Source organism: Conexibacter sp. DBS9H8, assembly GCF_023330685.1.
GTDB lineage: Bacteria > Actinomycetota > Thermoleophilia > Solirubrobacterales > Solirubrobacteraceae > Palsa-465.
On sequence record NZ_CP097128.1, the window covers coordinates 1,739,117 to 1,753,254 of the forward strand.

Annotated in this window: 12 protein-coding genes; 8 read left to right on the forward strand and 4 right to left on the reverse strand. The window is 71.0% G+C overall.

Going from position 1 to position 14,138, the window contains the following annotated elements; all coding sequences use genetic code 11:
* Positions 1–40: 40 nt before the first annotated feature.
* Entirely contained in the window at positions 41–1,408 is a 1,368-nt protein-coding gene (gene glnT / locus M3M55_RS08215) for a type III glutamate--ammonia ligase (RefSeq protein ID WP_249012336.1), read from the reverse strand.
* Positions 1,409–1,494: 86 nt separating this feature from the next.
* Between glnT and M3M55_RS08220 the strand changes: the two genes are divergently transcribed.
* The gene (locus M3M55_RS08220; protein WP_249012337.1) at positions 1,495–3,219 is read left to right on the forward strand and encodes a GAF domain-containing protein; all 1,725 of its coding nucleotides are present in this window, start codon (positions 1,495–1,497) and stop codon (positions 3,217–3,219) included.
* Here the strand turns inward: M3M55_RS08220 and M3M55_RS08225 are convergent.
* Both M3M55_RS08225 and M3M55_RS08230 read right to left on the reverse strand, forming a co-directional pair.
* Positions 3,173–4,117, reverse strand: coding sequence for a CdaR family transcriptional regulator (locus tag M3M55_RS08225; protein ID WP_249012338.1), 945 nt, complete (start codon positions 4,115–4,117; stop codon positions 3,173–3,175). The two genes, M3M55_RS08220 and M3M55_RS08225, sit on opposite strands and share 47 nt — an antisense overlap.
* Before the next feature lie 53 nt (positions 4,118–4,170).
* Positions 4,171–4,689 carry an antibiotic biosynthesis monooxygenase gene (locus tag M3M55_RS08230; protein WP_249012339.1) on the reverse strand — a complete coding sequence of 173 codons (519 nt, stop codon included), beginning with the start codon at positions 4,687–4,689 and terminating at the stop codon, positions 4,171–4,173.
* Positions 4,690–4,996: 307 nt separating this feature from the next.
* Between M3M55_RS08230 and M3M55_RS08235 the strand changes: the two genes are divergently transcribed.
* The 7 genes from M3M55_RS08235 to M3M55_RS08265 all read left to right on the forward strand — a co-directional run bounded on the left by M3M55_RS08235 (position 4,997) and on the right by M3M55_RS08265 (position 13,278).
* Positions 4,997–6,553, forward strand: coding sequence for an APC family permease (locus M3M55_RS08235; RefSeq protein ID WP_249012340.1), 1,557 nt, complete (start codon positions 4,997–4,999; stop codon positions 6,551–6,553).
* Positions 6,553–7,104 (forward strand): universal stress protein, encoded by a 552-nt coding sequence (locus M3M55_RS08240; protein ID WP_249012341.1) that lies wholly within the window; start codon positions 6,553–6,555, stop codon positions 7,102–7,104. The genes M3M55_RS08235 and M3M55_RS08240 overlap by 1 nt, the downstream gene beginning before the upstream one ends.
* Positions 7,105–7,262: 158 nt before the next feature.
* Entirely contained in the window at positions 7,263–8,288 is a 1,026-nt protein-coding gene (locus M3M55_RS08245; RefSeq protein ID WP_256469050.1) for a molybdopterin dinucleotide binding domain-containing protein, read from the forward strand.
* Positions 8,289–8,330: 42 nt separating this feature from the next.
* The gene (locus tag M3M55_RS08250) at positions 8,331–10,217 is read left to right on the forward strand and encodes a putative nucleotidyltransferase substrate binding domain-containing protein (RefSeq protein WP_249012343.1); all 1,887 of its coding nucleotides are present in this window, start codon (positions 8,331–8,333) and stop codon (positions 10,215–10,217) included.
* A gap of 131 nt (positions 10,218–10,348) precedes the next feature.
* Positions 10,349–11,266: a glutamine amidotransferase family protein gene (locus M3M55_RS08255; RefSeq protein WP_249012344.1), complete on the forward strand. Its 918-nt coding sequence runs from the start codon at positions 10,349–10,351 to the stop codon at positions 11,264–11,266.
* Positions 11,266–11,958, forward strand: coding sequence for a hypothetical protein (locus M3M55_RS08260; protein ID WP_249012345.1), 693 nt, complete (start codon positions 11,266–11,268; stop codon positions 11,956–11,958). The genes M3M55_RS08255 and M3M55_RS08260 overlap by 1 nt, the downstream gene beginning before the upstream one ends.
* 6 nt (positions 11,959–11,964) lie before the next feature.
* Entirely contained in the window at positions 11,965–13,278 is a 1,314-nt protein-coding gene (locus M3M55_RS08265) for an FMN-binding glutamate synthase family protein (protein WP_249012346.1), read from the forward strand.
* Here the strand turns inward: M3M55_RS08265 and M3M55_RS08270 are convergent.
* Positions 13,199–14,044, reverse strand: a complete 846-nt coding sequence (locus M3M55_RS08270; RefSeq protein WP_249012347.1) for a bile acid:sodium symporter — start codon at positions 14,042–14,044, stop codon at positions 13,199–13,201. The two genes, M3M55_RS08265 and M3M55_RS08270, sit on opposite strands and share 80 nt — an antisense overlap.
* Positions 14,045–14,138: the final 94 nt, after the last annotated feature.

The window sequence follows — 14,138 nt, forward strand, 5'->3', positions numbered from 1 at the left end:
TCGGCGGACGCAGACACCGCTCCGTCACGTCCCACCGGCCTCAGAACAGCTGGAGGTAGCGGTCGAGCTCCCACTGGGTGATCTGCACGTGCGCCTCCCGGGCCTCGGCCTGCTTGACGGCGATGAAGTAGTCGAGGTAGTCCCCCTTGGGTCCACTGCCGAAGGCGTCGCGGAGGACCGCGTCCCCAGCAAGCTCTCGGGTCGCGTCAAGGAGGTTCTCCGGCAGCATCGCGATGCCCGCCGCGGCCCGGGATGCGGGCGTCGACTCATACAGGTTGAGCTCATTGGGGGCGCCCGCGTCGAGTTCGCGCTGCACGCCGTCAAGGCCGGCGGCGAGGATCGCCGTCGCCGCGAGGTACGGGTTGTTGGACCCGTCAACGGTGCGATCCTCGATCCGGCCCGGCCCGGGGACCCGCAACATCTGCGTGCGGTTGTTGTGCCCGTAGGAGACGTACACCGGCGCCCAGCTCGCCCCGCTCGTCGGGGCGCCCGCGTTGAGACGCTTGTAGGAGTTGACCGTCGGCGCGGTGATCGCGATGTAGGCCCGGGCATGTTCCTTGAGCCCGCCGATGAAGTGGTAGCCGAGCGGGGAGATCCCCAGGCCGTGCGGATCGGTCGCTGGATCCGCGTCAAAGACGTTCTCACCGTCCTTCCACAGGCTGAGATGGAAGTGGCAGCCGTTTCCGGTGAGATGCCCGAACGGCTTGGGCATGAAGGTCGCGAGCATGCCCCGCTGCTGGGCGAGGGACTCGACCATGTAGCGGAAGAAGATCGCCCGGTCACAGGTGGTGAGCGCGTCCGCGAAGGTGAAGTTCTGCTCGAACTGGCCGTTGGCGTCCTCATGGTCGGTCGCATAGCCGTCCCAGCCGAGCGTCTCCAGGGCACGGGCGACCGTCGTGACGAAGTCGAGGCTGCGGGTGAGCGCACGCATGTCATAACAGGGCTGATCGAGGGTGTCGAGCTCGTCGGCGAGCCCGAGCGCCCCGGAAGGGTCGCGTCGGAGGAGGAAGTACTCGAGCTCGGCGCCGACCTTCAACTCGTACCCGGCGCTCGCCGCCCGGGCGAGGGCCCGGCTGAGGATCGTGCGCGGACAGTACGGCCAGGGCTCCCCTTCGACCTGCAGGTTGCAGGCGAAGCGGGCGACGTTCGGCTGCCAGGGGAGGATCGTCAGGCTCGCCGGATCGGGAACGGCGCTGATGTCGGGGTCGGCGGGAGTCTGGGCGATCGCTCCCGCGGCGGCCCCGGCAAAGCCCGCCCCCTCCGTCAACAGGGCATCGAGGTGCGTGGCGGGCACGAGCTTGGCGTTCGGCTTGCCGTGCATGTCGACGAACTGGGCGAACAGGAACTCGATGCCCTTGTCAGCGACGATCTTGGCGACGTCGTCCGGATTCTGGGGTGCGGTGCTCATCGTCTCAGAGGTATATGTGCCTTCTGGTGGGGTCGCAATGTCCAGAAGGCCGGTAACCGGTCGGCTAGCATGTCCCTCGCGCACATATGAGCGATCCGGTGGCCCACTCCTCTGACGACCGCGGTCTTGCCGCGGAGAACGCCACGCTCTACCGCGTCATCCGGCTCGTCTCCAGCTCCCTTGAGCTCGGCCCGATGCTCGCCGGGATCGTTGAGATCGCGACGGAGGCGACCGCCTGCCACGCCTGCTTCATCTACCTCGTCGACGGGGACACGGTGACGATCCGGGCCGCCTCCCCGGTCTTCAGCGAGGCCGTCGACGCGGTCAGCTTCTCCGTCGAGGAGGGACTCACCGGCTGGGTCGTCCGGCACCGGCGCTCGGCCTTTCTCCGCGACGGCCTGGCCGACGATCCCCGCAGCAACTACGTGCCGTTGCTGCGGGAGGAGGACTTCCAGTCGATGGTCGCCGTGCCGATCCTCAGCCGCGGAGGGGAGGCGATCGGGGTGATCGTGCTGCACACCCGCGCCCCTCACGAGTTCGGTGAGGACGTGCTCAACCTGCTCGAGCACATCGCTTCGCTCGTGTCCGGGGCGATCGAGAACGCGCAGGCATACGACCGTGAGCGCCGCCGCGTCGATGTCCTCACCGGCATCGCCGCGCTCACGGAGCAGGTCTCCGGATCCGTCGGGACCGGCGCGCTCGCCGCGACCGTCACCGGGGGAGCCCGGGCGCTGCTCGGGGCCGGCCGCTGCTCGCTCTACCGGCTCACCCGAGAGGGCACGGCCGTCGAGCTGCTCGCCCGCGCTCCCGAGGACGCGGCCGCCCCCGTCGCCCGGACCCCGGCGGACCTGCTGATGGACCCCGCTCTGCTGACGATCCCGCTGATCGCCGGGGAGGAGCCGCTTGGGATGCTCGCCTGCGCTCCCGCCGCCGACCGTGAGTTTCGCCGTGAGGAGCGGGAGATCGCCCGGGCGATCGCGCACCTGGCGGCGGTCGCGCTCACCCGGGTCGCCCTCATCGAGGACCTGACGACGACCAACACGGTCAAGGATCTGTTTGAGGCGCTCGCCGCGGGCAACGCCGAGTTCGCCGCCGCCAAGGCCGGGGAGCTGCGCTGCGATCTCTCCCGGCCCTACGTGATCGCCTGTGCGACCCCGGCGGGCGGGGGCGACACCTCCGCAGCAGACTGGAGCGCCACCGCAGAGCGGGTCGGCCTCGCCCTCGCCCAGCGGGCGTCCCGCACGGCCGTGGAGGCCGGACCCGGTCCGGTGCGGGCGCTGATCGTGCTCGACCACCCGGCCCGTGAGCGGGCGGAGGCGCTGTTGGAGGACAGCCGGGCAGTCGGGGCCGAACACGGCGTCGCGCTTGGCCTGTCCGGCGTCCACCACGGCGCGGAGGAGCTCGTGCGCTGCCACCGGGAGGCGGTCGATGCCGCGACGATCGGCCGCGCCCTTGTCGGGGCCGGCGGCGCGGTCGGGTACGGTGCCCTCGGCGCCTACCGCTATCTCGTCCACATCGCGCCCGAGGACACGCCGCAGGATCGCATGCGCGACGCCGTCGACCTCCTGATCGACTACGACCGGCGCCGGCGCACCGCGCTGCTCGACACGCTCGAGCGCTACCTCTCAGAGCGCCAGTCGGTGATCGAGTCGGCCCGTCAGCTCTACGTGCACCCGAACACGCTGCGCCAGCGGCTCGCCCGGATCGAGGAGCTGACCGGCCTGTCCCTCGAGCACGACGATCTGCTCTCCCTCGAGCTGGCGATCAAGCTCGCCCGGCTGCACCGTCGCCCGCTGCCAGCAGCGGGTTGAGGAGCCGGTGCACCTTGAGCGCGAGGCCGAGCTGCTCGCGGTCGGCGTAGTGGATCGGGTTCAGTCCCGTCAGGCTGAAGATCCGGTCGAGTCGAGCGGCGACGGTGTGGCGGTGGGCGCGCAGCCGTTCCGCCGTCGCGTTCATGTTGCAGTCCGCGTCGAAGTAGGCGCACAGGGTGCTGACGAGCTCGGTCTCCTGGCGCGCGTCGTAGGCGAGCAGCGGCGCGACGATCTGGTCGTGAAAGTCACGCAGGCCGGTCGGGTCGGCGGCGAGCATCCGCAGCAGCAGGCGGTAAGTGCCGCTGCCGATCTCCTCCACCACCCGCTGGCCTGAGCTGCGCACGAGCTCGAGGACGAGTTCGGCCTCACGCAGCGCCCGGCCGAGGTCGGCGGGGTCGGACTGGTAGCTGGAGATGCCGACGAGCCCGTAGGGGGCGATCCGCCCGGCGAGCGCGCGGACCGCGCCGAGGCTGCCGGCGATACACGAGCCCGTGCAGGGGAGGACGGCGTACAGCCGCACCGGCTCTCCGATCCGGCTGTGGACGAGCACCTCCTGACAGCCGTCGGCGATGATCGCGGTGACATAGGCCGGGCGGCGAACCGACAGCTCGACACAGAGCGCCTGGGCACCGAGGCTGAGATCACACCCCAGCTCGGCGGCCCGACGGATCACCTCACCCTCTTCGAGGCGCGCGTGCTCGAGGAGATCGTCGATCAGCGAGGCGGCGCCGCCGGGCGCCGCCTCGCTTCCGGGCCGGCCGGAGGTTCCTCCCGCGACGGCGGTCGCGCTGAGCTGCAACTGCTCGGCGGCCTCACGAACCGCCTCCGCGAGCTGGCTGAGGCGTGCGAGCGCCTCTGACCTCGCCACCGGCCCGGGGTCCCCGACAGACACGCTCATGGCCGGAGAGTGCCAGGGGCCGGCGGCGGTGGCGTTGGCCCTCGGGCCAGAGATCAGCCGCCGACCGGCTCCAGTGCGGACGGCTCAGGGATCGCCGCCGCTGCCGGCCCGGCGGCGAGATCCTTGAACACGGCGAAGCTCGAGGGTTGCTCGCCGAGTACCGGGAAGGTGAAGGTGCAGGTCGGGCAGGGCTGCGCGAGCGTCGCCTGCTCGTGCTCGAGATCGTAGGCCCGATCCTGGAACTCGCCACAGCACGGGCAGACGCGCAGCAGCCGGGTCGAGGCGAGCTCGAAGTTCGTGATGATGTCCTCCATGATCGCGCCGTTGGCCGCCCAGGCCTTGGCGTACTTGTGGTAGGTGTTGAGGTGCCAGTCCCGGAGCGCCTCCATGCTCGCCCACATGCTCACCTCGTTGAACCAGCCGGGGTCGTCCGGGTGCTCCCACCAGGTGAGATGGAGAAAGCCGGGGAGGGTCATCAGATGCCGGCGCGTGTCGGCAAAGACGACCTTGAACTTCTCGTACGCGTCGGGGCTGGAGAAGCGGACGCGCTGCATGCTGAGATAGACGGCCACGTGTGATCCTTTCGCTGAGGGTCCGGGCGCAGCGGCCACCACACGGGTGGCGGTCGCCGACCGTCGGGACGGTAGGCCCGATCCCCCGCGTCGACAGCGGACCCGCGGTCGGGAGCGACAGGACCGGAGGTCCGTGTGGCGGGCCGACACACGGACCCGTCCGAATGTGTGCGCCCGAGCCGTTGTCGGTCCGGCACATCCTCGACAGCTTCGGGGTCGGGTCACTGGGGCCAGCCGGACCGATTTGCCTCAGTGAACAGCAGTGGCCAGGGCACGGACACAAACGATCGAGAGGATGTGGTGGACAGTGGCTGTCGTTCAGGAGGTTGATTCACTCGAGTACGCGCACGCTGGGATGCCGAAGACCGGCAACTGGTGGAGCGCCTTCGTGATCGGGCTCGCCGGCACGATCCTCGTGACGGGGATCGGGCCGACGATGGTGGTCTCTCTCGGTGCGGCCGCGATCCCGGTGATGGTGCTGATCACCGGCTGTGGTTGGATCCTCTGCCTGTTGCTGTCGGAGTTGGCGGCGATGATGCCCGAGCGGGCCGGCGGGCTGCCGTCCTACATCTATCCGGCCTTCAAGGATCGCTTCCCGCGGCTGGCCAAGCACCTCGGGGCCTTCGGCGCATGGGGGTACTGGCTGGGCTGGTTCCCGGTCGCGCCGCTCAACATGATCCTCGCCTCCTACTACGTCATCGACCTGCTGCACCTCTCCACCGCATCGTTCGCGCCCCTCGGCACAAGCGTCGAGTACTGGGCGGTCGGCATCTCGGTCGTCGGGATCCTGTTGATGTTCATCCCCTCCTACATGGGGCTGAAGTTCGGAACCGGCTTTGCCACCGCCCTCGGGCTGCTGGCGATGATCCCGATGACGTTCCTGGCGATCTCCTGGATCTTTCACCCCTCCGTCGCCCACTTCGGCCAACTCTTCCACTTCCACCGCACCGACGGCTCGGGTTTCTTCGCCAACATCTACGGGCACAACTGGTTCACGGTGTACCTGATGTTCTCGTTCCTGCTCACCTGGAACGTGTTGGCGATGGAGGCGGCCGCCTGCTATGTCGGGGAGATGAAGAACCCGTCCCGGGACGCGAAGATCGCCCTCAACCTCGAGGGCGGCTACGGGCTGTTCATCTACACGATGATCCCGGTCGCCTTCGTCATCGTGCTCGGTACCAAGGCGCTCGGGTCCGCCGCACTCGTCGATCCCAAGACGATCTTCATCGACTTCACCTCCAAGGTGTTCGGGACCGGAGCCGGCTCGGAGGCGCTGAAATGGGTAATCGCCCTGATGCTGATCATCGCACTCGTGCTGTCGGCGCTCAACGCGATCACCGGCACGGCCCGCTCGCTGCACCAGATGTCCGTCGACGGGAACTTCCCCCGCTTCTTTCAGAAGCTCAACCGGCACGGAGTGCCCTCGGGCGGCATGGCCTTCACCGTCGCCTGCTCGATCGCCGTCGTGTTCATGGGCGGCGCCGTGCAGATCTACACGTTCTCCAACGTCGGCTACCTGATCATCATGATTCCGGTGCTCGTCGCCTACTGGTACCTGCGCCAGTACCGTCCGAACCTGCCGCGTCCGGTTCGGCTGCCGGAGTTCATGAAGTACGTCGCGCTCGGGATGGCCGTGTTCTTTCTCGTCATCTACTTCTACGGCGGGCCCAAGTACGCCTCCTGCTCCTGCTCGCAGGCGGGCAAGTCGACGTTGCTGTTCTACTTCCTCGGCTTCGGCGTGCTCGCGCTGTACCTGCCGATGTATCTGTACCGCCGCTACGTCGAGGATCGGCGCGACCCCGGCGCGGCGGGGGTCGGCCCGCCACTCCAGGTCGACGCCGGCATCGCCGTCGAGGGCGCGTGATGAGCGCCCTCGGGCAGGCGGCTCGGCGCACGCGCCAGCGGGCGATCCGGCTCGGCGCCGGAGACGGACGGCTCGCCGGGGCGCGGGTCCGCGGGCCGATTCCCGCCGACCGTCGGGCCGAGGTGCTGCTGGCGAGCGAGGGACGGCCGTTCTCGGCCGCGAGCATTGTGCTCGCGGCCGAGCTGGCCGCCGGTGGGGAGGGCGGCGTGCTCGTCCTGTCGATGGCCCGGGTCCATGGCGTCGCGCTCGGGCTGCCCAACCCCGGTCTGATGCCGACCAAGGCCGAATGGGAGGAGCAGCGTGACATCGTCGCCCGGGCGGTGAAGCGCCTGCGGCGCCAGGGGGTGGAGGCCGAGGGCCAGGTTCTCGGGACGCGGAACCCGGCCAAGCGGATCTGCGCGCTCGCGGAGGAGGTCGGCGCCGGCGCGATCGTGATGGGGGCCGACCCGAACGTCAACCGGCTCGTCGGGCCGATGCTCTGGTCCCAGGAGCCCCAGCAGGTCAAGCGGCGGGCGGCGGTCCCGGTGCACCTGGTCGACGATGGCCAGTGAGGTCCGGACGACCTGTCCGCGTGACTGCTACGACGCCTGCGGGGCCGTCGTCCGGGTGCGGGACGGGGCGATGTCCACGTCCGCGGCGATCCGCAGCACCCGGTCAGCCGCGGTCGGCCGGGCTCCGGGTTTTTCTACCTCAACGGCGCCGAGAGCCGGTGCATCGACGAGAGGTACCGGTCCGGGGCCGAGGTGTTCTGCGACGTTCCCGGCCCCGCGTCCCTGATGGAGCTCGCCGACATGCTCGCCGACCCGCAGCGATCCCGCGCCCTTGTCTGCTCGAACGTCAACCCGCTCAGCTCGCACCCCGAACAACGGCGGTTGACAGCCGCCCTCCGCCGCGAGGATTCTTCACGGTCGTCTGGGACCTGTTCGCCACCGACACCTGCGACTATGCCGACGTCGTGCTTTCGGCCGCCAGCTGGCTCGAGTGCGATGACCTCGTCGTTCCCTACTTCCACCGCTGCCTCTCCGCTCAGGTCAAGGCCGTCGAACCGATCGGTGCGGCGCTTCCCAACAGTGAGATCTTTCGATGCCCGGCGGCGGAGATCGATGTCCCGGGCGCGCCCAAGGCGGTCTTGGGGGAGCCGGATGAGAGCGTGCTCGCCGAGATCCTCGACCGGGCCAACGTCGGCATGTCCTTCACCGAGCTCGCGCTCGCCGGGACGGTCTGGCCGTCGTCCGAGCCGGTCACTCCGTTCGATCGTGACGCCTCGTTGGCCTTCCCGACCCCGAGTGGACGGATCGAGCTCGTCTCAGAACCGGCGCGCCGCGACGGGCACGGTGTGATCGCCGTTCCCGACGGGGATCCCCGCCCGCAGGGCAGGCGACTGCGCCTGCACTCCCCGGCCGCGGCGGCATCGCTGAACTCGATGTTCGCCACCGACGCCCGCGCCGCCGGGCGAGGCGCGCCGACGCCGACGTCGACGCTGTCGCTGAGCCTGGCCGCCGCTGACGCTGACGCCCGCGGCCTCACCGCCGGCGCGCTCGCCCGGGTCGTCAGTGCCGCCGGCAGCCTCGCCCTCCCCGTCAGGATCAGCCCCGATCTGCCCGCAGGGGTCGCGCTCATCCCCAAGGGCGGCTGGCCCAAACTGATCGGCGGGGCGAACGTCAACGCGTTGACGACGTCCCAGCCCACCGACATGGCCACAGCTCAGCCGTGCACGGGCTCGAGGTCACCGTGAGCGCGGTCGGTTGAGGCGCGGACCGGATGGCCCGGGACGGAGATGACCGGGGACGGCAATGACCCGGCCGGTGTCGCGCGGATCCTCGAGCGCACCCCGCCCTTTGACGGAATCTCAGAGGAACAGCGGCTGACCCTGGCGGCCTCCGCCCGCCTCGTCACCTATCCGCCGGACACGGCCGTGCTCGTGGAGGACGGGACGCCCGCCGTCGGGATGTGGGTTCTCATCAGCGGATCGGTCGAGTTGCTCCACGACGGTCGGCAGGTGCTTGTGCTCGAACCGGGCGGCTGCTTCGGTCATCCGTCGTTGCTGACGGGGATGGCGCCCGCCTACACCGTCCGCACCCGGGAGGTCGTCCGCTGCCTCCAGCTCGCCCCCGGGCCGGCCCGCGCGGCCCTCGCCAGCCCGGCCGGGGTCGCCTTCGTCGCCGACAGTCTGCGCGCCCGGCTCGTCCGGCAGGGGTATGCCGCCCAGCTTGTGCGGGATGTCGGCACGACCCCGGTCTCGGCGATCATGGCCCCGGCCCGCTTCCTCCCGCTCGAGGCGACCGTCGCCGACGCCCTCTCCGATCTGCACCGGTCCGGGGGCGGCGCTCTGCTGATCGGCACTCCCGACGACGCGGTCGCGCTGCTCACCGACGCGGACATCCGCGGCGCGCTCGCCGAGGGACGGCTCCGGCTCGACGCGCCCGCCCGGTCGCTCGGCGGCCCGGTGCCGACCACGTCGGTCCACCAGCTCGCCGTGGAGGCGGCGGTCGACATGCTCGCGGCCGGGGTCAGTGCGATCGCGGTCACCCGCGGGGATCCTCCGAGCCGAGAGGGACCGATCCTCGGCATTCTCACCGCCGCCGAACTCGTCGGCCTCGACGTCACGAGCCCGATCGCGCTCCGGCACACCATCCTCGGCGCCGCCGATGAAGCCGGCCTCATCCGCTCGGCCGAGCACCTTCCCCGCCTGTTCGTCCTGCTCGAGCGGGCCGGGGTTCCGCCCCGCGACCTCGGGCGCGTGCTGAGCCTCCAGCACGACGCGATCGTCGCTCGCCTGATCGACCTGTCCCTCTCCCGGCACGGACACCCCGGGGCGGACGCCGGCCGCGCGATTGCGTGGTCGTGGCTCGACCTCGGTTCCGCCGCCCGCCGCGAGTTCACCCTCAGCTCCGATCAGGACAACGCCCTCGCCTACGCCGACCCGCCGGCGGGCTCCGAGGCCGCGACCGACGAGTACTTTGCCCGCCTCGGCGTCGAGGTCAACGACGGCCTCACCCGCTGTGGCTTCGGGGTCGACCACAACGGGGTGCTTGCCTCGACGCCGCTGTGGCGGATGTCCAAGGCGGGGTGGGTGGCCACCTTCGACGCCTGCTTCGCCCACCCCGACGAGTCGCACATGATCCGGGCCAGCGTCGCCTTTGACTTTCGCAGCGCGGCGGGCGGGCTCGGACTCAGCGCCGAGCTGGCCGGCCGGATCCGGGCGACCCGCGGTCACCCCGACTTCATGCGGCTCATGGCCCGCGTCGGGGCTGCGACCCCGGTCGCGCTCAACCGCCGGGGACGGCTGCTCACCGGTCAGTTCGACGCGCCGTCGGACCGCCTCGACATCAAACGCGGCGGGATCATTCCCCTCGTCAACCTTGTCCGTTTCCACGCGCTCGCGGCCGGCGTGACGATCTCCCCGACCCTCGACCGGATCGAGGCCGCCGCGAGCAGCGGCGCCCTCGACGCGGAGGTCGGCGCCGAACTGCGTGAGGCCTTCGACGTGATCACCCGGCTGCGCTTTGCCCACCATGCCCGACAGATCGAGGCGGGCCGTCCGCCCGACAACCTGATCGACCCGTCCGAGCTCGGTCCGATCACCCGTGGCGACCTCGAGACGGCGCTCCGTTCGGTCCGCTCGGCCCAGCGCCGGATCGACGTCCTCGGCGGCGGTCGCTGAGGACCGCGCCAGCGGACGCCGGACGCGTGAGGAGGCGACCGTGGGGCTGTGGCGACGCTCCACAATCACCAGGCAAACTGTGCCACCGGCGCCCATTGCCGCAGGCTCCGGGCGAGCCTACTGTGGCACCCATGTGCGGAATCGCAGGTCTCTACCTGAAGACCCCGGCGCTCGGTGATCGGCTCGGCGCCGAGCTGTCCAAGATGCTCACCCTGCTGTCTGACCGGGGTCCCGACAGCGCCGGCGTTGCGCTCTACCGTGACCCGGCTCCGCCCGGGCACGTCAAGCTGTCGCTGCAGGTGATCGACGGAACCTCACCCGGCGCCGACTGGGCGGCGATCTCCGACGGGCTCGGCGAGGCCGTGGCGGGACCGGTGAGCTTTGAGACGTGCGCCGGCCATGCGATCTTCTTCGTCCCCGGCGACGCTGCGACCGCCCAGGCGTGGCTGAGCCACCACGCTCCGGCCGTGTCGGTGATGGGCTCCGGGCAGGTGATCGAGATCTACAAGGGGGTCGGCACCCCCCGGGAGGCGCTCGATCGCTTCGGCATCTCCGGCCTCGCGGGCAGCCACGGGATCGGTCACACCCGGATGGCGACCGAGAGCCGCGTCACCACCGAGGGGAGCCACCCCTTCTCCACGGGCGCGGACCTCTGCCTCGTCCACAACGGGTCGCTGTCGAACCACAACCGGCTGCGTCGGGACCTCCAACGCGAGGGGATCGCCTTTGGCACCGACTGCGACTCGGAGGTCGCCGCCGGCTATCTCACCTGGCGCCTGCGTGAGGGCGCCACGCTCGAGCAGGCACTCGAGGGCTGCCTCGCCGACCTCGACGGGTTCTTCACCTTCGCGGTCGGGACCGCGGAGGGCTTTGCCGTGCTCCGGGACCCGATCGCCTGCAAGCCAGCGGTGATGGCCGAGACCGACGACTGGGTGGCGATCGCCTCCGAGTACCGCGCGATCGCCGCCCTCGAGGGCGCCGAGGATGCGGAGACCTGGGAGCCCGAACCGGGACGGGTCTACAGCTGGGGATCGGCGCTGGTGGCCTGATGGCGACGACCGCGGAGACCCACAGCTTCGACCTGCGCGTCGAGTCCGTCCGCGCGCTCAACGCCCTCCTCCATGACCCGCACGGCGGGGCCGTCCGTGTCTGTCATCCGGACGGGGCCCACGCGCTCGCCGTCGGTCTCAACGCGCCGTGGGAGGTCGAGCTTGACGGGCACGTCGGCTACTACTGCGCGGGCATGAACGCCCAGGCACAGATCACCGTGCGCGGCAGCGCCGGGGTCGGGCTCGCGGAGAACATGATGTCGGGCCGCGTCGAGGTGTTCGGAAACGCCTCCGGAGCGGCCGGCGCGACCGCCCACGGCGGGCTGCTCGTCGTCCACGGCGACGCGGCCGCCCGGGCGGGCATCAGCCTCAAGGGGGCGGCGATCGTCGTCGGCGGCTCCGTCGGCCACATGAGCGCATTCATGGCCCAGTCGGGAACCCTGCTCGTCTGCGGTGACGCCGGGGAGGGCCTCGGCGACTCGCTCTATGAGGCGGTGATCTACGTACGCGGTCGGGTCGCCTCCCTCGGCGCCGACTGCGTCGAGCAGGAGCTCGACAGCGACGATCTCGCTCGCATCACGCGGCTGCTCGCCGAGGCGGGAATCGACGGAGCGTCCGCCGCGGAGTTCCGTCGCTACGGCTCCGCCCGCGAGCTCTACAACTTCCACGTCGACAACGCCGGGAGCTACTGATCTGCCATGACGGCACTGCGAGAGTCAGCCACCTTCGACCGCGCGACGATCGCGGAGATCCAACGTGCGGCCCGGGAGGGGATCTATGAGATCCGCGGGTTCGGCGCCAAGCGCCGGGTGCCGCACTTCGACGACCTCCTCTTCCTCGGGGCGTCGATGTCTCGGTACCCGCTGGAGGGCTACCGCGAGCGCTGCGGGACCGGGGTGACCATTGGCGCCCGCCACGCCCGTGAGCCGGTGGCCCTCGACATCCCGATCACAATCGCCGGGATGAGCTTCGGTGCCCTGTCGGGGCAGGCCAAGGAGGCCCTCGGCCGGGGTGCGTCGGCGGTCGGGACCTCGACGACGACCGGCGACGGCGGGATGACCGAGGAGGAGCGGGCCCACTCCGACACCCTCGTCTACCAGCTCCTGCCCAGCCGGTACGGGATGAACCCCGATGATCTCCGGCGCGCCGACGCGATCGAGATCGTCGTCGGTCAGGGCGCCAAGCCGGGCGGGGGCGGAATGCTGCTGGGCCAGAAGATCACCGACCGGGTCGCCGCGATGCGCGATCTGCCGCCCGGCGTCGACCAGCGCAGCGCCTGTCGGCACCCGGACTGGACCGGACCGGATGACCTCGAGATCAAGATCCTCGAACTGCGAGAGATCACCGACTGGCGCATCCCCATCTACGTTAAGATCGGCGCGAGCCGGCCATACTACGACGTGACCCTCGCCGTCAAATCGGGCGCGGACGCGGTCGTCCTCGACGGCATGCAGGGCGGCACGGCGGCGAGTCAGTCGGTGTTCATCGAGCACGTCGGGATCCCGATCCTCGCGGCGATCCCTCAGGCGGTGCGCGCCCTTGCCGACCTCGGTCTGCACCGGGAGGTCCAGTTGATCGTCTCCGGGGGAATCCGCACCGGCGCGGACGTCGCCAAGGCGCTCGCTCTCGGGGCCGACGCCGTCAGCATCGGCATCGGGGTGCTCATCGCCCTCGGTGACAACGCCCCCGAGTGGGAGGACGAGTACGTCCGCCTCGGCTCCCACGCGGGCAGCTACGATGCCTGGCAGGCGGGCCGGGATCCAGCCGGGATCACCACCCAGGACCCCGAGCTGGCCCGGCGACTCGATCCGCTCGAAGGGGGGCGCCGGGTGGCCAACTACCTGCGCGTGCTAACGATGGAGGCCCAGACGATCGCGCGCGCCTGCGGAAAGTCCCACGTTCACAACCTCGAACCGGAGGATCTCGTCGCGCTCACCGTGGAGGCCGCGGCGATGGCTCGGGTGCCGCTCGCGGGAACGACGTGGATTCCGGGGCTCGTCCCCGGAGCCTGACCGCCGCGAGGCTGCCGCCGATCAGCATGAGGACGCCGTAGATCCCCGGGACCGTGCCCGCCCGCGACCCGAACGCCTGGGTGGCGAGCGTCGCCGCGACGGCGAAGTCCCGCATCGCGATCGTGAACGCTCCGGGGATGACGGCGACCCTGAGGTCGGCGCTGTCGCCTTCCCCGCCGGCCGCGAGGTCGCCCCCACGGCGCTCAGTGCCGGCTCGGCCGGGAGCGACACGAACGCCACGGCCGGTCCATCGCCGGGCGAGCCGGCTCCAGGCCGCCGCGAGCCCGGCCGACAGCGCGAGGAACAGGGCGCCGGCGAGCGTCGCGCTTGCCAGGCCGTGGGCTCCGTGGGCTCCGCTCAGAGCGGCATAGACGAGGGCGACGACCGTGAGCGCCCCGAGGCCGTCGCGGCTCTCGTCGTGTGCGGCGAGCCACGCGCCGCTGTGGCGGGCCGACCGGACGGCGACGCCGAGGATGAGCGGCGCGATCACGACGAGCCCGAAGCGGCCGAGCAGCGCGCTCCCGTTGACCTGGGTCCCGGGGCTGAGCAGACCGATGGCGATGGGGGAGAGCACCGCGGAGGCGACGAGCGACCCGGTCACCACCCCGAGGGCGATGGTCGCGTCCGCGCTCGCGAGGCCGACGAGCCCGACGCTGGCGACCTCCGCGCTGGAGAGGCCGGTGCCGAGCAGGCCGTGCTGGACCGCCGGTGAGAACGGGCGCCCGAGCGCCCACCCGGTGAACCCGAGCACGAACAGCGGGAGCACCGACAGCCCGAGGATCGTCCGCGTGTGCCGGCGCAGTCCGCGCAGCTGAGCGGCGGAGATGCCCAGCGCGGTGAGCAGGACGAGAATGGCCAGC

Bases quoted from the DNA above. Each gene is read 5' to 3' on its own strand.
- glnT (WP_249012336.1), bottom strand. From the start codon at position 1,408: ATGAGCACCGCACCCCAGAATCCGGACGACGTCGCCAAGATCGTCGCT.
- M3M55_RS08220 (WP_249012337.1), top strand. From the start codon at position 1,495: ATGAGCGATCCGGTGGCCCACTCCTCTGACGACCGCGGTCTTGCCGCG.
- M3M55_RS08225 (WP_249012338.1), bottom strand. From the start codon at position 4,117: ATGAGCGTGTCTGTCGGGGACCCCGGGCCGGTGGCGAGGTCAGAGGCG.
- M3M55_RS08240 (WP_249012341.1), top strand. From the start codon at position 6,553: ATGAGCGCCCTCGGGCAGGCGGCTCGGCGCACGCGCCAGCGGGCGATC.
- M3M55_RS08250 (WP_249012343.1), top strand. From the start codon at position 8,331: ATGACCGGGGACGGCAATGACCCGGCCGGTGTCGCGCGGATCCTCGAG.
- M3M55_RS08255 (WP_249012344.1), top strand. From the start codon at position 10,349: ATGTGCGGAATCGCAGGTCTCTACCTGAAGACCCCGGCGCTCGGTGAT.
- M3M55_RS08260 (WP_249012345.1), top strand. From the start codon at position 11,266: ATGGCGACGACCGCGGAGACCCACAGCTTCGACCTGCGCGTCGAGTCC.
- M3M55_RS08265 (WP_249012346.1), top strand. From the start codon at position 11,965: ATGACGGCACTGCGAGAGTCAGCCACCTTCGACCGCGCGACGATCGCG.